Genomic DNA, 21418 nt, shown 5'->3' with positions numbered 1-21418 from the left:
GTCAGCCCTTCGCCGCGGCCTGGTTGACCGTCTTGACGATGTCGTCGACGTCGCCCTTGCCGGCGAGCAGGTCCACCACGCTGGTGTTGAGCGCGTTGCCGACGTTCTGGCCGTAGAGGGTGTCGAGGTAGTTCGACACGAACGGGGCCTTGTTGTACGCCTCGAGCACCGTCTTCAGGTAGGGCTCGGTGACGACCGCCTGGGCGGACTCGTTCGCCGGGATCGCGTTGAATGCCTTGTAGTACGCCTCCTGCACGGGCTTCTCGGTCATGTAGTTGAGGAACTCGGTGCACTGCTTCTTCGGGGCCTTCGCCGAGCACGAGTAGCCGTCGACAGCACCCATCATCGAGCCGGGAGCGCCCTTACCGCCGGAGACCTCGGGGAACGGGAAGAAGCCGAGGTCGGGCAGCGGCTTGCCGTCCGGGGTGAGCGACGAGATCACTCCAGGGTCCCACGCGCCCATCAGCTCCATCGCGGCCTTGTGGTTGGCGATGAGGCCGGCCGAGCTGCCGGCGCCCTGCTGCGCGGCGGTGGTGAGGTAGCCGTCGTTGAACGGCTTCGTGTCGAAGAAGTCCTTCGTGTCCTGACCGGCGGCCTTCCAGCAGCTGTCCGTGAACTTCAGGTCCTTCGCGGCACCGTTCAGCGTCTTCTCGCTGCACGCGCGGAGTGCGAAGTTGTAGTACCAGTGCGCGGCGGGCCAGGCGTCCTTCGCACCGACGGCGACCGGCTGGATGCCGGCGTCCTTCAGCTTGGCGATGTCCGCGTTCAGCTCGTCCATCGTGGTCGGGGTGCCCTCGATGCCCGCCTGCTTGAAGAGGTCCTGGCTGTACCAGATGCCCTCGGGGTTCACGTCGACCGGCATGGCGTACGTCTTGCCGTCGAGCTCGTAGCCCTTGAACGCACCGGCACTGACCTCGGACTTCGCGGTCTTCCCGATCGAGTCAGTGATGTCCATGAGCTGGCCGGCCTGGGCCATCGCGTTCATCTTGCCGCCGCCGCGCTGCAGGAACACGTCGGGGGCGGATCCCGAGTTGAGCGCGGTCTGGAGCTTGCCGTCCAGGTCCTCGTTCTGGATCGCCTGGATCTTGATCGTCACGTCGGGGTGGTCCTGCTCGAAGTCCTTGACGGTCTTCTCCCAGAACGCCTTGCCGGGTCCGGTCGTGGAGTTGTGCCAGAAGGTCATCGTGACCTTGCCGTCGCTGCCCGCGGCGTTGCCACCGCTCGAGCAGCCGGTCGCCAGCAGTGCTGTGGCCCCGATCAGCGCGATGGCCGCCGTGGCTCGGATCTTCCTCGTCATCGTGGAGCTCCTGAAGTGTCGTCGTTGACAGCTGCGGCATCGGTCGCCGCTGCGGCACCGGGTGCCGTTGCGGCATCGGGTGCCGCTCCGGCATCGCTGCCGTTGCGGAGAGCGTGCCAGGTGCCTCCACGCTTTGTCAATCGATATCGATAACGTTTTCTATCGCAAAGACCGCGGTCGTTCACCGGGGGCATCGGCGGTACGGTGAGCACATGGAGACCGCTCCCGGCGTGGACAGCAGCCCTGGGCGGGCGACGATCGCGGACGTCGCGCGGGCAGCCGGGGTGTCGATCCCGACCGTCTCCAAGGTCGTGAACCACCGCGACGGCGTCGCCCCCGCGACCATGCTGCGCGTGCAGGAGGTCGTGGAACGCCTCGGGTACGAGACGTCCCTCGTCGCGCGGAGTCTCCGGAGTTCACGCACCGGGGTGATCGGCATCCTCGTCCCCGAGTTCGAGCCGTTCTCCACGGAGCTGCTGCGCGGGATCTCCTCGGCGACGACCGGCACCGGCTACGAGCTGCTCGCCTACGCCGGACTCGTCACCGGCGCGAGCCAACCCGGATGGGAACGGCGATCGCTCTCCCGGCTCTCCGGCACCCTCATCGACGGAGCGATCGTCGTGACGCCGTCGACCGCGCTGCCGAGCTCGTCGATCCCCGTGGTCGCGATCGACCCGCACACCGGGCCGGAGGGACACGCCACCGTCGACACCGACAACGAGGGCGGCGCACGCATCGCCGTGGAGCACCTCCTCGCGCTCGGGCACACGCGCATCGCACACATCCACGGCCGCGCGGACCTGGCGTCCGCACAGTTGCGCGAGGCCGGGTACCGCGCCGCCCTCGCCGCCGCGGGCATCCAGGTGGACGACGCGCTCCTCCGGGCAGGCGACTACCAGGAGGGCAACGCGGCCGCCGTCGCCCGGGAACTCCTCTCCGGCCCGCACCGCCCCACCGCGGTGTTCGCGGCGAACGACTCCTCCGCCATCGGTGTGCTGCACGCGGCCGCCGACCTCGGACTCCGCGTCCCCGAGGACCTCTCCGTGATCGGCTTCGACGACGTCCCGCAGGCGTCGATGACCACACCGCCCCTGACGACGGTCGCACAGCCGCTCGCGGAACTCGGCGCGAGTGCGGTGGAGATGCTGCTCTCCATGCTCCGCGGGGAGCCGACCCCCGAGCACGTCCGGCTCGCGACGACCCTGCAGGTGCGACGGAGCACCGCGCCGCCGGCAGCCGACTGACCGCTCGGGACGATCAGCGGCGCAGCGTCTGCTTCGGGTACTCGCCGAACCGGTCGACGTACGCGGCGGAGAACCGCCCGAGGTGCGCGAACCCCCACCGACGTGCGACGTCCCCCACCGTCACCGACTGGGGATCGTGTGCGAGCAGGTCGTCGCGGACCCGGTCGAGCCGGATCTCGCGGAGGTACGTCAGCGGGGAGACGCCGAGCACCCGCGCGAAGGACTCCTGCACCGACCGGACGCTGAGCCCGGCGACGTCGGCCAGGTCCGCCACCGCGATCGAGTCGCGGACGTGGGCGTGGAGGTACTCGACGACGGCCTTGAGCCGTGCGTTCCGTGGGCTCGAGAGCTCGGCGGGCAGCGCGTCCAACCGCGGCGGGAACATCGTGAGGAACGCCTCGGCGGCCGCGTGCTTCGCCGAGGCCCAGGCGTCGGACTCCACACCGTCACGCAGTGCGCGCGACAGGGCACCGAGTGCTTCGCGCCAGGGGCCGAGCGCCGCGTCGTCGACGACGCGGACGCGGTCGAACACGAGCGGACCGGAAGCGGCGCCGTACCGTTCGGCGGCGACGGTCTCGACGAACGCGCGTCCGAGGTGCACCAACCGCTGGTCGTGGTCGGTGCCGACGAAGACGTACTCCTGGTCCGACGGTGACAGCACGGGTTCGTCGTGCCGCAGCTCGAAGCGCGCCCCCGTCGCGTCGATGACGACGGAGCCGTCGGTGGTCCACCGCACGACGTGGTCGTCACCTGGTGGCACGAGACCCCGCAGCAGACCGCGTATCCGTGAGCGACGGATCGTGACCTCGTCGTCGCCCACCGCGGAGTACCGGAACGAGTACTCGTCCCCCGTGCGCCGCGAACTCCACTGCCGGCCGACGTCGACGGCCGCGAGCTCACGGATCGCGGTCTCGGGATCGCGGGCACAGATCTCGATGCGGATCATCTGGTCCATCAGCCGACCGATCGCCACGCCGCGGGTCGGCATCCACGCGGCTCCGCGCGATCTGGATACGCTGTGCCGACGACGCCTGCGCATCCCGACGCGTGGCCGCACGGCGCAGAGGAGGCACCCCGGTGACGGGCAGCGAGACCGACCTGGACCTCGACGCGGCCCTGACGCGACTCGAGGCGACGGTGACGTCGTTGCGGTTGCGTCTGCGCGACCACATGGGTGTCTCCGGCGTCGACCTCACGGTGGTGCAGTTCGTGTCCCGCGCCGAGTCGGCGGGGCGCCCCGTCCGCGTGAAGGACCTGTCGAGTCACCTCGGCATCACGGGCCCTGCGGTGACCACGGCGGTCGACCGGCTCGAGCGGTCCGGACACCTGCAGCGACGACCGAACCCGGAGGACGGACGCAGCCGGCTCATCGAGCTGACGGACACCAGCCGAGCACGCTACGCAGCCGCCATGGACAGCACGAACGAGCACCTGCACGAGCTGATGGCCTCCTTCTCGGATCGGGACAGGGCCAAGTTCGTGCGCATCATCGAGCGCGTGATCACGGCGCTCGACGGCGGCGCCCCCAGGCCCTGAACGGCAGAGTAGAGGGAGCGGTGCCCTCGGCTCGTCTGATTGTCCACGGAGCGCAACAAGGTAATTCTTCTACCTAAATCCGGTCAGCCCGCAGCGCGGCGACGTAGCCTCGCCGCGGGGATGCAGACGGGGAACGGATGAGGAGCGGAAGGACCATGAGCAGCTACGACACCGAGCCGGGCATCGAGCCGGTCCGCATCACGACGTTCCGGCGCATGCGCCGCAAGTGGAAGTTCGGCGAGGAGCAGACGGACGAACCCGGGCTCTTCGACGACCTCTTCACGGAGACCACGCGGCAGCGCTGAGCGCCGACAGACCCATGGCGGTCGCGATGGGAGGCGGAATCGCGCGTCGGTGGTCGAACGTTCCGACCGCCTACGCGCGATTCGACTGCCTACGCGCGATTCGACCGCCCGCGGTTTGGACGGGCGTCAGCGCGGGATCACACTGAACAGGAACTTCTTGCGGACCATGTACCAGGCGAGCAAGATCAGCGCCGAGTGGGTCGCGAAGCCGATCCAGGCGTTGCCCCAGTCGACACCGGGGATCGACGCGATCGCCAGCGCGAAGAACACCTGCCAGACGAACACGTAGAGACTCGCCTGCCCGATCGGGATCCACAGCCATCCGATGGCCGCCGCGATCGGCTTCCAGAACACCGTGAGGATCGCGTACGAGACGATGGCGAAGAACGCGATGTCGACCAGTCGGCCCCACTGCAGGTCGACGCGCTGGTACGCGGTGTTGTACAGGTCGTCGTACATCGACGCGGGGAACGGCACGGGCGTGAACCCGAGGTGGTTCGCCGCCCAGACGTAGACCAGGAACCCGGCGTAGCCGCAGATCCCGATCCCGACGAGGACCTTGCCGAGCCGACCGGTCAGCGCGCCGACGATCTGCCGCCGGTAGTAGCCGAGCACCAGCCCGTGGGTGAACACGACCTGCCAGGTGAGCAGCGGGAAGACGGACTCGAACTGCGAGTTCAGCGGCTGGAACCCCGGAACGAGCGCCTGGAAGACGTACAGCGCCCAGCTGACGAGGAGCACCGCCCACCAGAAGCCGCGGCGGATCACCCAGAGCAGCGGCGGGATGAACAGGCTCAGCACCACGAACAGCCCCATGATGTTGAACGGCCACGGGCCCATCTCGAGCAGCAGGAACTGCCGGATCGCGTACCAGGGCGGCGGGTAGGCGAGCAGCTGCATCGCGTTCGGGTAGAGGTCGTAGACGCGCCCCTCTGCGCCGACGCCGCCGGTGCCGGTCCCCCGGTCCGTGAACGTCGTGATCGCATCGGTGTTCAGGAACGGCACGAAGCTCAGCGCGAAGACGACCGCGATCACCGCCAGCGTGACGAGGTACTGCTTGCGCGCACGCTTCCACGCGCCGACCGCGGCCACCCACTCGCCGAACTTCTTGATCGCCAGCGGGTACGTCATGCCGAGGACCATCCCGGACAGGAACACGAACATCTCCGCGCCGGTGATCGCTCCGACGGCGTGCAAGGTGATGTACGAGTACGGGCCGCCGATCTCGATGTGCGTGATCACGACCGCCAGGATGATGAACCCGCGGAACAGGTCGAGCCGCAGGTCGCGCCCCGGCCCGCCGTCGTCGGGGTACCGCCAGCTCGGCAGCAGCCTGCCGAACACCCCGCTCAGCAGGAACACGATCGCCAGTGCGACGGCGCACCAGACGATCCACGCCATCTGGTCACCGCCGGTGTCGAGCTGCTGGTTCGTCGCCGCGTTGCCGTCCTGCGGGGTCACCCGTTCCGTGACCGGACCGAACACGAACCGGTCGGTGGCCTGCAGGTCCGTGCGGAACGACCCGGCGATGCCCGGCACGGCCGTGTCGCGCCAGTCGGCCACGCGGTTGCCGGCCTCCGGCTCCCGACGGTTGGTCTCGAGGAAGGTCACACCCCGGATGAGCGGACGGTCCTCGAGCGCCGTGAAGACCTGTCGCCACCACCCCTGCTTGACGTCGAGCTCCGCGGCACCCTTCAGCGAGTGGTCGTAGAGCGCCCCGGTGTCGAGGAGCATCGGGCGGTCGTGCCCGACGGCGAAGCGGTCGTAGAAATCGCCGCGCGACTGGGACTGCTCGTACCCCCAGGTCTCGTCGAACCGCGCCTGGACCTCTCCGGACTCCGGCACGTCGTTCTTGGTGAGCGGGACGTCGCGGCCAGCGGCTTCCGTCGCCTTGCCCTTGCCGAAGTAGTACATGGACAGGCCGACCCAGTCGACCGAAGCGTCGCCAGGCCAGTACGGCTCGTACGGGTCGTCGGCGGCGGTGAGCTGTCCGTCGCCGTTCGTGTCGAGCTTCGAGACGTCGGTCGCGGAGAGGTCCTGCAGCCGTCCGGCGGACTCGCCGAACGGGTACCCGGCACCGTACGACGGCGACCACACCATCGCCGCGTCGGAGCTCCCCGCGTGCACCTGGGCCGCCAGCGTGCGGAACGCCGTGACGAACTGCGTCGGCTGCTGCCCCCACCGCACCCACGTCCCGTTCATCTGTGGCGCGAACCGGACCAGCACCTTCGTGTCGTACTGCCGGTGGATCTCCTGCAGCAGCTCGTTGGTGTGCCGGGCGTCTGCCGTGGTGAGCGACCGGAGCGACACGTCCGGTTCGAGGCTCACGACGAGGGTCGCGCCCTGCGTCGCAGCAGCCCGGGTCGAGCGGAGCAGTTCTCGTTCGGCGCTCCGGTCGATCGGGTAGTCGATCTCGACGCCGTAGCTCGAGGGGGTCGCTCCGAGTCGGCCTTCGTACCCGTCCGGTGCGTCCGAGCCCCAGTCGAGGTCTGGTCCGAACCAGGTCTTCCCGGTGGCGGGCTGCGCCGGCGTCGACGCCGTGACGGCCTGTGCCGGCAGCGCTCCGCCGATGAGCAGGCTCGCCGAGGCGACCAGGACGGCGACCGCACGGACGAGCGCTCCCCTCACCGTGCGCACACCAGGGTCCAGACGTTGTGGCCGTCCTCGTGCCGGTGCTCGAGCCGGTCGAGTGCGGCGATCGCGAGCGCCAGGCCACGCCCGCTCTCGGCGTCGACGTCCGCCATCGTCACGGCGCTGAGGTCGACGTCCGCCGGCCGGCCGTTGTCGCGGAGCACCGCCGTCACCGCGTGCTCGGTCGCGTCGAGCTCGACCGAGTACCGCCGTCCGGCCTCCTGGTCGGTGCGGCGGGTGTGCTCGACGATGTTCGCAGCGATCTCCGCCACGGCGGTCTCGAGCGCGAAGCGGAGGCGGACGTCGTCGATGCCGAGGTCGTCCCACCACGAGGCGAAGCGGTCCTGCACGGTGTCGAGCGACTCCACGGTCGCCGGGACGTCGAACGCGGCGGTCACAGCGGGCCCCCCGCGGTGCTCGACTCGTGCTCGGACTGCACCGAGGTCGACGGGCCGCGGTAGAGCACGGCACGGATCACGATGCTGAAGATGCACAGGTCGAACACCACCCACGCGGTGTTCACGAGCGGAGCGATCCCGGAAGCCTGGCCGCTGAGGTAGCGGATGCCGATCAGGATCAGCGCCGCGACGAGCGCGCCCATCGCGAACAGCTGCGGGCGGACCAGGTCCCACCGTGGCTTCTGCTCGGTCTCGTCGCGCACCTTCGGCGTGACCCGGAACCCGAGCGGCTTGCCGCGGAACACGTTCTCGAACGCACTGGTGACGCTCTCGATCCACACCGGGAACAGCGCGAGCGAGTACTGCTGCCCACGCCAGGTCGGTCTGCCTGCGGCCACCACCCAGAAGAGCAGCTGGTTGAGGACCAGGAACGGGATGAGCCGTGCGAAGAAGTCCACGCTGTAGGCCTGCACGGGCACGACCCCGAACGACAGGCAGAGCACCGGCGCGGCGATGTAGACGATCGCCGCGAACCCCGACAGGTAGCTCCACATCGTGGAGAAGTACATGAGACGCTGCCCGAACGACAGCCCCTTCTGCACGAGCGGGTTCTCGCGGAAGAACACCTGCATCGTGCCCTGCGCCCACCGGAGTCGCTGCACGAGCATCGTCGGCAGGTCCTCCGGCGCGAGGCCCTTCGCGAGGATCTCGTCGTGGTACGCGGACTTCCAGCCGAGGCCGTGCAGGCGCATCGCGGTCGCCATGTCCTCGGTCACCGAGATCGTCGCCAGCGGCATGATCGCCTGTGCCTCGTCGCCACGGTTGACGTCGACGGCCCGCGCGAGCACGGCGATCGACTCGATCGCGGCGACCGGTGACGCGCCGCGCTGCCCGAGCACGTCGAGCGCCGCGTCGTCGAGCCCGGCGAACGTGCCCGCGTCGGTGGACATCGCCGCGAGTTCCTGCAGGTCGTTGCGCACCGATTCGAGGTCGGCCGCCGCGAACCGGAAGGCGATCGCGTCGATGCCGCGCTGGAACTCGTACGTGACGTCGCCGAGGGGCTCCCCGCGGGTGATCGCGTCGCGGGCCCGGTCGACCACGGCCTCGGCGTCGTCGAGCGCCCCGAGCACGCGGTCGTCGGTCTCGTTCTCCCGCGCACGGGACAGCAGCTTGCGCGAGGTCTTGAGCGTGCGCTGCACGGAGGCCTCGACCTCGGTGACGTAGCGCGAGATCCCGAGCTGCATCAGCGCTTCACGACGGAGGATCGCGTTCGACCCGCAGAAGAACGCCGCGTTCCAGCCGTCCTTCGACTGCTGGATGGGGCCGTAGAACAGGGGCGCCTGGCTGCCGAGCAGGTCGGCGTCCGGCACGTTCTCGAACCACTGCGGCGTCTGCACGAGCGCCATCTTCGGGTCCTTGAAGTAGCCGAGGGTGCGGTCGAGGATCGCCGGGTCGGGCACCTGGTCGGCGTCGAGGATGAGCAGGAACTCGCCCTGGGTGGCGAGCAGCGCGTTGTTGAGGTTGCCGGCCTTGGCGTGACGAGGACGGTCGATCCAGTCCTGTCCGCGCGTGATCACGCCGATGCCGAGCTCCTCGGCCGCCCGGCGCATCTCGGGACGGTTGCCGTCGTCGAGGATCCACGTGGCGTGCGGGTACGTGATCGCCTTCGCGGCCGTGGCGGTCCGCACGACGAGCTCGACCGGCTCGTTGTACGTCGTGATGAAGACGTCGACGGTGACGTCGGTGCTCGGTGTCGTCGGCGGTTCGCCACGCTCGCGGAGTCGCCACGCGCCGAACGCGAAGAGCAGCGAGTCGATGACGCTGTAGGTCTCGGCGAGGATCAGCGGCACCGCGATCCACCAGGAGTGCCAGTTCACGGACGCGGCCCAGCGCCACGCCACGTAGTTGATGCCGGCGAGCGACGCGAGGAGCGCGACGGTGCGGACCGTCACGATGCGACGACGAGCGGTCCCCCGCCCGAGTCGACGGCGGTCCTGCCTGCTGACGTCGAGCGAGGTCATCGGTGGGCCCCGACGGGCGTCGTGCTGCGCTGCAACATGCCTCCTGATCACGGCTGCGGGTGGTTGGTCCGGCCGTCGGGTCGGTCTCGGCGTCGGGACCTGTCTACCCCAGGAGCGCCCGGCGTGTCAGCGTGCCGCCCCGATCTGGGGATGATCCGCGCCGTCCACAGCGGGATCGGGAACTCCTGGCGCCACCGCCACGAACCCGATGTCCGCCGCGAGCCGCTCCGCGACGAGGTCGAAGTAGGCGGCGTGGTCCGACACCGATCCGACGTAGTGGCCGAACAGCTCGAACGACACCGTGCCGAAGAGCGACGTCCACGCCATCAGCGTCCGCATGACCACTTCGTCGTCGATGTCCTCCACGTACCCGAGCGCCCGGATGTACGCCACCGCTCCGGCAACCACCGGCGCCGCCGACGGCCCGGCCGCAGCGGGGCCCGACCTGGCCACCCCGGGTGCCGGCGCGCCTGCCGGAGCCGACCCGGGCCTCCCGGCCGTGGCGTCGAGCGCGATCCGGACCAGCACGAGCGTCGCCCGTGTGGCTGGCTCGATCGTCTCCTGCGGCGCTGCGTACCCGGGGACCGGGCTGCCGTAGAGCAGCGCGAAGTCACCGGGGTGCCCGACCGACCACTCCCGGATCGCGCGGCATGCCGCCATCCACCGGCCGCCGACGTCGGTCCGGTCGTGCGCCGTGTCCGCGCGCTCGACGGCCGCGCCGAGCTCGTTGTAGTCCTGCACGAGCAGCGCGGTGAGCAGGTCGTCGCGACTCGGGAAGTACCGGTAGGTCGCGGACGAGACCATGCCGACGTCGCGCGCCACCGCACGCAGGCTCAGCTGGGCCGGCCCCTCCTCGGTGAGTCGCGCCCGGGCCGCGTCGAGGATGCGCGTCCGGATCGTCTCGCGAGCGAGGTCACGTGCGGTCGGAGCCCGGTCTGCCATGCCCCAACCCTGCCACGGGAGAGCACTGCACACAAGAGAGAGCGCTGCTCTTGCTTTTGTCTCGGAGCAATGTCATGCTCGAGGGGACGAGAGCACTGCTCTCCCAATCGATCCGAAGGGACACACCATGTCGGAGCTCCACCTGGTCATCGGCGCCGGACCCGTCGGCCGGCACGTCGCGGAACTGCTCGCGGCCCGCGGCGAGCGCGTCACGGTCGCCACACGCTCGGGTCGGGACACCGGCCTGGAGGCTGTCGGTCACGTCGCCCTGGACGCCTCGGATCCCGAGGCGCTCACCAGGGCCGCCGACGGTGCGGCGGTCCTGTACAACTGCGCGAACCCGGGGAACTACACGCAGTGGGAGGCGAACTGGCCCCCACTCGCGGCCTCGCTGCTGACGGCGGCCGAGCGGACCGGGGCCGTGTACGCGATCACCGGCAACCTCTACCCGTACGGGCCGGTCGACTCCCCGATGCGCGAGGGCATGCCGGATGCCGCCACCGACCACAAGGGCGTGCTCCGGGCGCGGATGTGGCACGACGCGCTCGAGCTGCACCGGGCCGGACGGATCCGCACCGTCGAGGTCCGCGGCTCGGACTACGTCGGCCCGGGCATCGGCGAGAACGGGCACGTCACCCGTGTGCTGCCCGCGGCACTGCAGGGTAAGGCGGTGACGATGATCGGCCGCACCGACCTGCCGCACACCTTCACGGACGTGCTGGACGTCGCCAGGACGATCGTCGCCGCGGCGACCGACGAGCAGGCGCTCGGCAGGACCTGGCACGTCCCGTCGAACCCGCCGAGGTCGCAGGTCGAGGCGCTGACCGACGTGCTGGCCGCCGCCGGGAAGCCCCCGGTGCGGGTGCGGCGGCTGCCCGCTGGTGCGATCCGCGCGATCGGGCTCGTGTCGCCGATGATGAAGGAGGTCGCCGAGATGAGCTACCAGTGGACCGCGCCGTACGTGCTCGACGACACGGCGTCCCGCGAGTACTTCGGCATCGAGCCGACCCCGTGGGACGAGGTCTGCCGCCGGACGGCCGGTCTCGCCTGACGCGGGGTGCACTGCCCGCGGGCCCGAGTCTCGCGTCGGCGGGCCCGAGACTCGCGCCGGGCGACTGCTCTCGGGCCGCGAGACCCGAGAAGTGTCGCCCAGCCCGAGACTCGGGGCAAGGAGCGCCCGGCCCGACCGAACCCGACGGCAGCGCCGCTAGATCACCAGCAAGCGGGAGAACTGCGCGGTGGACAGCTGCTGCGCTGCACCCCCGGCAGCCGGGACCCGCCACAGCCCGGCGGTCGGTGCCTGGTCGACGTCGATGTACACGTCGCCGGCCTCGTCAGCGGCGCCGACGTTCGATCCGCGCGACCCGGCGGTCAGCCCGGACACGGGGACCGATGACGTCGTGCCGTCGAGCGCCCGGACGAGCAGCGACGGGATCGACCGGTCGACGGAGCACTGCCCGGAGTTCTCGGCGGGCGAGGTGCACCACTCCTTCGACTGCAGCAGCCGGAACGACGACGAGTTCGTCGCGCCGTACTCGAACGCCAGCCGGGGTTCGGCCGAGACCCACGTGGTCGCTCCGGCGGGCAGCGCGGCCCAGATGTACGAGCCAGCTCCACCGGGCGAGCTCCAGTCGATGTACAGCCCACCGTGGGCGTCGGCGAGGAGTGCCCGCACGTACCCGAACACCCCCGTCGCGCCGGAGCTGATGGTCCTGGTGGTGGTCGTGCCCGCCGGGGTCCTCGTCACGACCGAGGCCGTCGTCGTCGTGCCCGTCCAGGTCGACACGGTGCCGTCCCGTCCGACGGCCCAGAGGGTCGTGGTGCCCGAGTTCGGCACCGGCCCGAAGGACACCCACGGCGTCGCGGGCCCACCCGCCCTGGCGAGCTTCACCACCCCGCCGGTGACGCTGTCCACCCAGTACAGGTTGCCCGTGAGGTCCGTCCGGAGATCCGCGGTGAGGTGCAGGCCCGTCGCGATGGTCTGTGCAGCGCCCCCGCCCTCCGGGTACATCACGATGGCGGTCCGGTCGGCCGACGGCACGAACACGTCGCCTTCGTCGTCCGCCGTGTAGCCGGCACCGTTCGGCGCGATGGTGGTCGGTGTGCCGGTGCCCGTCGTCGGGAAGCGGACGACGTTCCCCGCCGCGTCGAGCGCGAACAGCGACTGCCCCACCGCAGCGGGCGCGACCGGCTGGTACCGCACGGTCGCGGCCGGGCCTGGACCCCTGGTGCCGACCGCCCGCACGGTGAAGGAGTACGTCGTACCGGCCGTCAGGTCGCCGAAGTGGTCGGACCGCGCCGATGCGCGCAGCAGGTCGACCCCGTGCCGCGGCTGGTGCTCGGCCGGACGGACGGTGACGGCCCACCCGAGCACCTTCGCGCCGGACCGTGGCAGGCCCCACGTGACGTCGGCGTCGGTCGCCGTACCGGTCACCGACACCGAGGTCGGCGTCCCAGGCGTGCTGGAACGTGGTGCCGCCTGCGCCGGGAGTGCCCCGGCGACGACGAGCACGGCCGCTGCTGCGGCGGTGAACACTGCTCTGTACACGATCGATCCCCTGTCCGCGCGGCTCCCTGCGCCGCGCACGCGGTCAGCGAAGCACCGCGCGGGGCCGTGCGGAACCGCCGCAGGACGATGTGCGGTGCGATCTGCGGTCTCCCGCAACCACGAGACGGACTGGAGGCACTGCGCGCGTCGTGCGCAGTGCCTCCAGTCCGTCGTCGGCGGGGTCTAGTACCGGGGCTTGCGCGCCGGACGGTCGTCACGATCGCGGCGGTCGTCCCGGTCGTCGCGCGGTCCGCGGCGGTACCCGCCACCGCCGCCGCGGCGGTCCGGCTTGATCTCGATGAGCCGGCCGCTGATGCGGGTGTCGCTGAGCTTGTCGATCACGTCGCCTGGCATGTCCGTCGGGAGCTCGACGATGGAGAAGTCCGGCTGGATGCGGATCGCACCGAAGTCGTCGCGGCGGAGGCCGCCCTCGTTCGCGAGCGCACCGACGATCTGGCGCGGCTCGACGCGGTGACGACGGCCGACCTCGATGCGGTACGGGGTCATCGGGACCGAGCGACGGCGACGGTCACCGCCGTCCACCTCGCGCTCGCGGCCCTTGCGCTCGTCGCGACGCTGGTCGCGCTCGACCTGGCGGCGGAGGGCGTCCTCGGCCGGGTCGAGCAGCAGCGGGGTGTCCCCCTGCGCGACGACGGCGAGTGCTGCAGCGACGTCCTGCTCCGGCACGTCGTGGTGCTCGACGTAGTGGGCGATGATGTCGCGGAACGCCTCGATGCGGTCGCGGGACTCGAGCGCCGCCGTGATGGCGTCGTCGAAGCGCGTCAGGCGGGTGACGTTGACGTCCTCGATGCTCGGGAGCGTCATCTCGGTCAGCGGCTGGCGCGTGGCCTTCTCGATCGCGGTGAGCAGGCGGCGCTCGCGCGGCGTGACGAAGCTGATCGCGGCACCGCTGCGGCCGGCACGACCGGTGCGGCCGATGCGGTGCACGTAGGACTCGGTGTCGACGGGGATGTCGAAGTTCACCACGTGCGTGATGCGGTCGACGTCGAGGCCACGGGCGGCGACGTCGGTCGCGACCAGGATGTCGAGCTTGCCGGACTTCAGCTGGTTCACGGTGCGCTCCCGCTGGGCCTGCGCGACGTCACCGCTGATCGCGGCCGCGGCGTACCCGCGGGCACGGAGCTTCTCGGCGAGGTTCTCGGTCTCGCTCTTCGTCCGGACGAAGATGATGAGGCCCTCGAAGTCCTCGACCTCGAGGATGCGGGTCAGGGCGTCGACCTTCTGCGCGTACGACACGATGAGGTAGCGCTGCGTCGTGTTGGCGGACGTGGTCGTCTTCGCCTTGACGGTGATCTCGGCCGGGTCGTTGAGGTACTGCTTCGAGATGCGACGGATCTGCGCGGGCATCGTCGCGGAGAACAGTGCGACCTGCTTGGTGTCCGGGGTCTCGGCGAGGATCGTCTCGACGTCCTCCGCGAAGCCCATCTTCAGCATCTCGTCGGCCTCGTCGAGCACCAGGTACTTCAGCTCGGACAGGTCGAGCGTGCCCTTGGCGATGTGGTCCATGATGCGCCCGGGCGTGCCGACGACCACGTCGACGCCACGGCGGAGCGCGGACAGCTGGACGCCGTACGCCTGGCCGCCGTAGACGGGGAGGACGTGCACGCCACGCATGTGCGACGCGTACTGCTCGAACGCCTCGCAGACCTGCAGGGCGAGCTCGCGCGTCGGGGACAGCACGAGTGCCTGCGGCAGCTTCGAGCCGGACTCCATGCGGGACAGGACGGGCAGCGCGAAGGCCGCGGTCTTGCCGGTACCGGTCTGCGCGAGGCCGACGACGTCGCGCCCCTCGAGCAGCGTCGGGATGGTGGCGGCCTGGATCGCGGAGGGGGTCTCGTACCCGATCTCCTTGACGGCCTTGAGGACGTTGTCGCTGAGCCCCAGGTCGGCGAACGTCACCACGGGCCCCTCGTCGGTGGGTTCGGTGGTGCTGGTCGTCTCGGAGCTCATCCTGGTACGGTACCCGGTTCGCGGCTCCGGTATCGACCGGGATGACGGACGGGAGGCCCGTGGCGGGGTCGCCACGAGCCTCCCGTCCGTCTCCGGTCAGCGCACCGGGCCGTACAGGCTGGTCTCGGCCTGGTCTCCTCCGTGCAGCCCTCACGGTCCTCGCCGCGGTGCACAGCGCTGGTCAGGATGAGCCAGCAGGCGCACTCTCGGTCTCGTCGGTCTCGTCGGTCTCGTCGGTCTCGTCGGTCTCGTCGGTCTCGTCGGTCTCGTCGGTCTCGTGCGCGGCTGCGGCGGCCAGGCGGTCGGCGCGTCGGAACTCGCCGTTCCGCGCGAGGGCGGCGGCAGCACCGGCCGCGATCGACATCGGGACGAAGAGGACGTACACGGGCAGGAGCGCGAGCGGGAGCGCGGCGAGGACCCCGGCGAGCGCCGACGTCGCGACGACGTGCAGCGTCCGGGACCGCACCGAGTGCATCGCCCGTCCGAGCAGCATCGTGAGCGGCCACGCGACGACGGCTGCGAGCACGGCGGGCAACGACGACAGCACGACGACCATGAGCATCCACAGCAGCGCGTTGACGATCGCCAGCCACCACGGCTCCGGCTGCATCCCCCACCCCTCGATCGCACCGGGGAGGAACATCGCGAGCACGACGGTGACGGGGAGGGTCACCCCGAGCAGCCACCCGAGCGCGCGGAGCACGAGCCACCAGCTGTCCGACCACGTGGGCGTCGACGGCCGCGGGCTCATCGCCCCGGTCATGCCGCACGTCCCGCGACGATGCCGACGATCTCGGTCACGGTGGCGCGGAACGGCCGGATCCGGAGCATCGGGAGCGCGAACCGGAGCACGCGGAGCATGGCGTCCACGAGCCGGTGCGTCCGGACCTGCGCCGTGGACGTGTCGTACGTCCAGAACAGCGCCAGCAGGAGGTACCCCGTCCAGAGCGCCGAGGGGAGGTCCTCGGCGAGGCGCCCTGGCAGCTGCTGCCTGGCGCCGCCGACGGCCTGCGCGAAGAGGTCGAGGACCAGGTCGCGCGCCTCGGACGACTCCGCGGCCAGCGGGTTGATCGGGGAGTTCGGTGCGACCGCCGCGGCGAGGAACTGCGGCGCGATGGCGTGGTACCCGGCGAGGTTCGTGAGCCCGGTGCGCAGGACGATGCCGATGCGCGCGGTCAGGTCGTCCGTCGTGTCGAGCAGCGGGAGCGCGGCCGCTCGGTGCTCGTGCTGCACGTCCACGTAGAGCTCCTGGACCAGGTGGTCCTTCGTCGGGAAGTGGTAGTAGGCGTTGCCGACCGACAGCCCGGCCTCCTCGGCGATCCCCCGCATCGTCGTCGCGTCGTAGCCCTTCTCGCGCAGCGACCGGATCGCGACCGCGCGGATCGTCGCACGGGTGCGCTCACGCTTGGGGCGCGGCGCGTCATCATTTTCGAACACGTTCAAAAAGTACACCACGCGCCACGTCCGTGGTAGACGTACAGGGCGACCACCGCCACGACGAAGGAGTCCCGGTGCCGGATCCCCACCTCGACGACGCGACCGCGACGCGGCTCCGGGAGCGTGTGGACGAGGTGGTCCCCGGTTCCTCGGACGCCGGCGTCGATTTCCTCCGATCGCTCCTCCCCGAACGCCCCGAGTGGGCAGCGCGGTTCCGCGACGTCGCGAAGCGCGGGTCGGAGAGCACCGACTGGGACTGGTTCGCCGAGCTCGTCGCGGGCGGGCACTGGGCCGACCCGGCGTCGTGGCCCGCGGTGGACTGGCAGCCGGAGCCCCTCGACGGCTGGCCCGTGCCCGTCCCCGTCCCGACGGACCGGCCGGTGACGGTGCACCCGTCCGAGCTGGCGCCCCGGTACGACGCCGTCGTCATCGGCTCGGGCGCCGGCGGAGGCGTCGCGGCATGCGGCCTGGCGGAGGCCGGTCGGCGCGTCCTCGTGGTCGAGGCGGGCGCGTGGCCGGACACCGCGACGCTTGCCCACGACCACCTGCGGAACCCGCGCTCCGACTGGGGTCTCGCGCCGTTGTCCGGCCCGACCGACCCGCTCGACCTCCGCGTCTTGGACGACGGGCGCACCCGCCTGCCGATCCGGCCAGCCGACCCCGGGTGGAACAACAACGCGTCCACCGCTGGCGGCGGCACCCGCGTCTACGGCGCACAGGCCTGGCGGTTCGCGCCGCTCGACTTCCGGATGGCGACGACGTACGGCGTCCCGGACGGCAGCGCCCTGGCGGACTGGCCGATCGGCTACGACGACCTCGAGCCGTTCTACACGCGCGCCGAGTGGGAGCTCGGCGTCAGCGGCGGGCCCGATGACGGCCGCTGGTCCGGGCACCGCTCCCGGCCGCTCCCGATGCCGCCCGTGCCGTCCGGCCCGGCGCGCGAACGACTCGCAGCGGCCGCGACGGACCTCGGTCTGGGGACGGTGCACGTCCCGCTCCTGGTGAACAGCACCCCGTGGCTCGGACGTGAGGCGTGCGCGAACTGCGGGATGTGCGTCGGGTTCGCCTGCCCCGTCGACGCGAAGAACGGCTCGCAGAACACGATGCTGCCCCGGGCGTTCGCGACCGGCAGGGCGCAGATCGTCCTCGACACCCGGGCGGCCCGGCTCCGCACCGACGCGGCGGGACGTGTCGTCGGTGTCACCCTCGTCGGCACGGTCGACGGGAACACCTGGCAGCAGGACGTCGACGCGGCCGAGGTCGTCGTCGCCGCCGGCGCGATCGAATCGGCACGCCTGCTGCTGAACAGTCGGAGCGACCGGGAGCCGGACGGCATCGGTAACGGCAACGACCTGGTCGGGCGGCACCTGCAGGGACACGTGTACGGCGGTGCGACGGGGGTGTTCGACGACGTCGTCGAGGACCTCGTCGGGCCGGGACCCTCGATCGCGACCACCGACCGGCGGCACGGCAACGACGGCATCGTCGGCGGCGGGATGATCGCGAACGAGTTCGTCGCGACCCCGTCGAACACCTACCGGTACCTCGTCGGCGCGGGGCTCCTGCCGCGGACCGGCCGGGCGTCGACGGACGGCATGCGACACCTGGTCCGCCGCACCATGCGGCTGATGGGCCCCATCCAGGAGGTCACGTCAGCCGACTCCCGCGTCCGCGTGGACGACCGGATCGTCGACCGGCACGGGATCCCGGTCGCCCGGCTGAGTGGTTCCGTGCACGCCGAGGACCTCCGCGCCCGTGACGCGACGAGCGCGCTTGCCGCGTCGTGGCTCCGCGCGGCGGGGGCGCGGGCCACCGTCGAGGTGGGCGGCACGCCGGTCGGGCCGTCCGGCGGGCAGCACCAGGCCGGCACGCTCCGCATGGGGTCCGACCCGACGAACTCGGTCGTCGACGAGTTCGGACGCGTGTGGGGACACGACAACCTCCGCGTCGCGGACGGCTCCGTGCACGTGACGAACGGCGGCGTCAACCCGGTGCTCACGATCTTCGCCACCGCCATGCGGACCGTCGCGCACATGACGGGCGGCTGACGGCCCGCATCCCGGCCACGGGGCGGGTCCGCAGCGGCCTGGTCGGTGGCGCCGGCGCCACCGACCGAGTTTCGCGCTGAGCGACAGTCTTCGCGCGGTCCGCGCCGTGATCTGTCGCTGAGCGCGAGACTCGGTCTGCGACCTGCCGGGACAGGCAGAACTGGAACGGCGGCCGGCAGCATCCGCCCGACGGGTATCGTCGGTCGGGTCTCACCGCCGAGTCCCGGAAGGACCCCTGCTCCATGACCGTCAGCTCCGTAGTCGACACCACCGCGCTCGACGACCTGCTGGGTGCCGACCAGGTGCTCCGGGACGACGCCGCGCTCGCGCGCTACAGCCACGACGACGCCGAGTGGGCTGACTTCGTGCCGCCGCTGGCCGTCGTCCTCGCCCGGAGCACCGACGACGTCGTGGCGGCCGTCCGCTGGGCGGCCTCCGCCGGCGTGCGGGTCGTCCCGCGCGGTGCCGGGACCGGGTTGTCCGGTGGGGCGAACGCGGTGGCGAACTGCATCGTCCTGTCGCTCGAGCTGATGGACGCCGTCGTCGAGGTGAACGTCGACGAGCGGTACGCCGTCGTCCAGCCGGGAGTGATCAACGACGCACTCCGTGCCACGGTGGCGACACACGGCCTCTGGTACCCGCCCGACCCCGCCAGCTCCGCGATCTCGACGATCGGTGGCAACGTCGCGACGAACGCAGGCGGCATCTGCTGCGTGAAGTACGGCGTGACGCGGGACTACGTCCTCGGCCTCACCGTCGTGCTCGCCGACGGGTCCGTCGTGGAGCTCGGCCGCAAGACCGCGAAGGGCGTCGCCGGCTACGACCTCGCCGGGCTGGTGGTGGGGTCGGAGGGCACGCTCGGCATCGTCACGTCGGTCACCGTGAAGCTCCTCCCCCTCGCCGGACGCGACGAACGGGCGGTCATCGGGTACTTCCCGTCGCTGACCGCAGCCGGGGACGCCGTCGCCGCGATCTCGCGAGCGGGGATCATCCCCGCGGCGCTCGAGATCGTCGACCGGACGTGCCTGCGCGCCGTGGACGAGTGGATGCAGCTCGGCCTGCCGTCCGACGTCGACACGCTGCTGCTCGCCCGTGTCGACGAACAGGGTGCCGCCGGCGACGAACTCGCGGACCAGGTCGCCGCCGTGTTCGCGGACGCGGGTGGCACCGACGTCGAACGTGCGACCGACCCCGAGGACATCGACCGGCTCTTCCAGGCGCGACGTCTCGCGTACCCGGCACTCGAGCGCCTCGGACCGGTGCTGACGGAGGACATCTGCGTCCCGCGGGGCGAGGTCCCCGAGATGCTCCGTCGGATCCAGACGACCGCGGCGGCGAACGACGTCACCATCGCGAACATCGCACACGCCGGCGACGGCAACCTGCACCCGCTCATCATCGCTCCCGAGGGCGACGCCGCCGCGAAGGACCGCGCGAAGGCCGCCTTCGACGCGATCGTCGCGGACTGCCTGGCGCTCGGCGGCACCGTCACCGGCGAGCACGGCGTGGGACTCCTGAAGCTCCCCGGACTCCGCGAGGAGCTCGGCGAACGCGTCATCGCGATGCACCGCTCGGTCAAGGACGCCCTCGACCCGGCGGGCACGCTCAACCCCGGGAAGGCGTTCTGATGCCCGAGACGCTCACCACGACCGACGGCGCGACCCTGGCGTACACGGACTCCGGCGCCGGTACGGACGGCCGGACGGTCGTCCTCGTCGCCGGGTACGCCATGCCCGCGACCGGATGGGCATTGCAAGCGGACACCCTCGTCGCGGCCGGTCACCGGGTGATCGCGTTCGACCGCAGGTCGCACGGTGCCAGCGAGGACACGCTCTGGGGGCAGCGGGTCGCCCGGCACGGTGCCGACCTGCACGAACTCCTCGTCGCACTCGACCTGCGCGACGCGGTGCTCGTCGGCCAGTCGATGGGCGCGTCGACGATCTGGGCGACGGTCGACCTGTTCGGCACCGACCGGATCGCCGGCGTCCTGACGATCGACCAGACGCCGAAGCTCGTCAACACCGACGACTGGCCGCACGGGTTCTACGGGATGACCCCGGAGAACAGCGGGACCTTCTTCGACGACGGCATCCCGGACACCGGCCGCGGCGCCCGGGTCGACGCGGGCAGGGCCGGCATGATGCGGCTCGTCGAGCGGATCGGCGGGATGCCCGACTTCCGGATGCCGAACGCGCCCGAGACCACCCGGCTGCTCCGTGACCACGGGCAGCAGGACTGGCGGGACGTGATCGAGCGGCTCGACGTCCCGTTCACGATGGTCGCCGGGCGGGACAGCCAGCTCTGGCCGTGCTCCCATGCCGAGGCTGCCGTCGGGACGAACCCGAACGGCCACGTCGTCGTCATCGAGGACGCCGGCCACGCCACGAACCTCGACCAGCCGGACGCGTTCAACGAGGTGCTGCTCGCGTTCCTGGCGGACGGGCCCACGACCGCGACCGGGAGCGGGACCGGGGCCGGGCCCGCGGCCGGGACCGGGAACACAGCGGACGGCGAGTAGACCGGCCGCATGAGACACCCCGCGCCGATCACCCCGGGTCCCGGCCAGGAGTCCGTCTGGGACTACCCCCGACCACCCCGCGTCGAGCCCACCTCCGACCGGGTCGTCGTCCGACTCGGCGGCGAGGTCATCGCCGACACGACGTCCGCCGTGCGGGTGCTCGAGACGAGCCACCCGCCGGTCTACTACCTGCCCGCGTCGGATTTCGCCCCCGGTGCACTGACCCGGACGACCGGCTCGAGCATGTGCGAGTACAAGGGCCGGGCGGCCTACTTCGACGTACACGGCGGGGACACGACCGTGCCCCGCGCCGGCTGGACCTACCCGACCCCCGAGCCGGGCTTCGGCGAGCTCCTCGACCGCGTCGCGATCTACCCGGCCGAGATGGACTCCTGCGAGGTCGCCGGCGAGCGGGTGCAGGCGCAGGCCGGCGACTTCTACGGCGGCTGGATCACGTCCAGGGTCGTCGGGCCGTTCAAGGGCGAACCGGGCACCCTCGGCTGGTGACACCCGGAGGCCGCA

General features: G+C 71.3%; 18 protein-coding genes. 8 read left to right on the top strand and 10 right to left on the bottom strand.

Annotated features, from left to right (window positions below; translation table 11 throughout):
- Position 1 precedes the first annotated feature (1 nt).
- Positions 2–1297, bottom strand: a complete 1296-nt coding sequence (locus AAEP80_RS07290) for an ABC transporter substrate-binding protein (protein WP_420366539.1) — start codon at positions 1295–1297, stop codon at positions 2–4.
- A gap of 212 nt (positions 1298–1509) precedes the next feature.
- On the opposite strand from AAEP80_RS07290, the gene AAEP80_RS07285 reads away from it, so the two are divergent.
- Positions 1510–2541, top strand: a complete 1032-nt coding sequence (locus tag AAEP80_RS07285; RefSeq protein ID WP_402728258.1) for a LacI family DNA-binding transcriptional regulator — start codon at positions 1510–1512, stop codon at positions 2539–2541.
- 13 nt (positions 2542–2554) lie between these two features.
- Here AAEP80_RS07285 and AAEP80_RS07280 read toward each other — a convergent pair whose 3' ends face one another.
- Complete coding sequence (locus AAEP80_RS07280) at positions 2555–3529, bottom strand: helix-turn-helix domain-containing protein (RefSeq protein ID WP_420366538.1); 975 nt, start codon at positions 3527–3529, stop codon at positions 2555–2557.
- Positions 3530–3618: 89 nt separating this feature from the next.
- Between AAEP80_RS07280 and AAEP80_RS07275 the strand changes: the two genes are divergently transcribed.
- Positions 3619–4077 (top strand): MarR family winged helix-turn-helix transcriptional regulator, encoded by a 459-nt coding sequence (locus tag AAEP80_RS07275; RefSeq protein WP_420366537.1) that lies wholly within the window; start codon positions 3619–3621, stop codon positions 4075–4077.
- 155 nt (positions 4078–4232) lie between these two features.
- The gene (locus AAEP80_RS07270) at positions 4233–4382 is read left to right on the top strand and encodes a hypothetical protein (protein ID WP_281267051.1); all 150 of its coding nucleotides are present in this window, start codon (positions 4233–4235) and stop codon (positions 4380–4382) included.
- Between the two features lie 126 nt (positions 4383–4508).
- Here AAEP80_RS07270 and opgC read toward each other — a convergent pair whose 3' ends face one another.
- From opgC to AAEP80_RS07250, 4 genes are all read right to left on the bottom strand, one after another.
- Positions 4509–7010: an OpgC domain-containing protein gene (opgC, locus tag AAEP80_RS07265; RefSeq protein ID WP_420366536.1), complete on the bottom strand. Its 2502-nt coding sequence runs from the start codon at positions 7008–7010 to the stop codon at positions 4509–4511.
- Entirely contained in the window at positions 7007–7411 is a 405-nt protein-coding gene (locus AAEP80_RS07260; protein WP_420366535.1) for an ATP-binding protein, read from the bottom strand. Before AAEP80_RS07260 ends, opgC begins: the two co-directional genes overlap by 4 nt.
- Positions 7408–9432, bottom strand: a complete 2025-nt coding sequence (locus AAEP80_RS07255; RefSeq protein WP_420366534.1) for a glycosyltransferase — start codon at positions 9430–9432, stop codon at positions 7408–7410. The genes AAEP80_RS07260 and AAEP80_RS07255 overlap by 4 nt, the downstream gene beginning before the upstream one ends.
- 126 nt (positions 9433–9558) lie before the next feature.
- Positions 9559–10374 (bottom strand): TetR/AcrR family transcriptional regulator, encoded by an 816-nt coding sequence (locus AAEP80_RS07250; protein WP_420366533.1) that lies wholly within the window; start codon positions 10372–10374, stop codon positions 9559–9561.
- Between the two features lie 127 nt (positions 10375–10501).
- Between AAEP80_RS07250 and AAEP80_RS07245 the strand changes: the two genes are divergently transcribed.
- Entirely contained in the window at positions 10502–11425 is a 924-nt protein-coding gene (locus AAEP80_RS07245) for an NAD-dependent epimerase/dehydratase family protein (RefSeq protein ID WP_420366532.1), read from the top strand.
- 156 nt (positions 11426–11581) lie between these two features.
- On the opposite strand, the gene AAEP80_RS07240 is transcribed toward AAEP80_RS07245, so the two are convergent.
- The 4 genes from AAEP80_RS07240 to AAEP80_RS07225 form a co-directional block, all read right to left on the bottom strand.
- Positions 11582–12922 (bottom strand): fibronectin type III domain-containing protein, encoded by a 1341-nt coding sequence (locus AAEP80_RS07240; protein WP_420366531.1) that lies wholly within the window; start codon positions 12920–12922, stop codon positions 11582–11584.
- 183 nt (positions 12923–13105) lie between these two features.
- Complete coding sequence (locus AAEP80_RS07235) at positions 13106–14893, bottom strand: DEAD/DEAH box helicase (protein ID WP_281267044.1); 1788 nt, start codon at positions 14891–14893, stop codon at positions 13106–13108.
- A 181-nt stretch (positions 14894–15074) separates the two neighbouring features.
- Complete coding sequence (locus tag AAEP80_RS07230; RefSeq protein ID WP_420366530.1) at positions 15075–15656, bottom strand: hypothetical protein; 582 nt, start codon at positions 15654–15656, stop codon at positions 15075–15077.
- On the bottom strand, positions 15653–16330 hold the full coding sequence (locus tag AAEP80_RS07225) for a TetR/AcrR family transcriptional regulator (protein ID WP_420366529.1): 678 nt from the start codon (positions 16328–16330) through the stop codon (positions 15653–15655). The genes AAEP80_RS07230 and AAEP80_RS07225 overlap by 4 nt, the downstream gene beginning before the upstream one ends.
- A gap of 74 nt (positions 16331–16404) precedes the next feature.
- Between AAEP80_RS07225 and AAEP80_RS07220 the strand changes: the two genes are divergently transcribed.
- The 4 genes from AAEP80_RS07220 to AAEP80_RS07205 all read left to right on the top strand — a co-directional run bounded on the left by AAEP80_RS07220 (position 16405) and on the right by AAEP80_RS07205 (position 21403).
- Positions 16405–18378 carry a GMC oxidoreductase gene (locus AAEP80_RS07220; protein ID WP_420366528.1) on the top strand — a complete coding sequence of 658 codons (1974 nt, stop codon included), beginning with the start codon at positions 16405–16407 and terminating at the stop codon, positions 18376–18378.
- A gap of 242 nt (positions 18379–18620) precedes the next feature.
- Positions 18621–20006, top strand: a complete 1386-nt coding sequence (locus tag AAEP80_RS07215; RefSeq protein WP_420366527.1) for an FAD-binding oxidoreductase — start codon at positions 18621–18623, stop codon at positions 20004–20006.
- The gene (locus tag AAEP80_RS07210; protein ID WP_420366526.1) at positions 20006–20896 is read left to right on the top strand and encodes an alpha/beta fold hydrolase; all 891 of its coding nucleotides are present in this window, start codon (positions 20006–20008) and stop codon (positions 20894–20896) included. The genes AAEP80_RS07215 and AAEP80_RS07210 overlap by 1 nt, the downstream gene beginning before the upstream one ends.
- Before the next feature lie 9 nt (positions 20897–20905).
- A complete protein-coding gene (locus AAEP80_RS07205) occupies positions 20906–21403 on the top strand; it encodes a DUF427 domain-containing protein (RefSeq protein ID WP_413602684.1) in 498 nt (165 codons plus the stop codon).
- Positions 21404–21418 lie beyond the last annotated feature (15 nt).

Source organism: Curtobacterium sp. L3-7 (genome assembly GCF_048756585.1).
Taxonomy (GTDB): domain Bacteria; phylum Actinomycetota; class Actinomycetes; order Actinomycetales; family Microbacteriaceae; genus Curtobacterium.
This window is presented reverse-complemented; position numbering and strand designations above follow the sequence as displayed.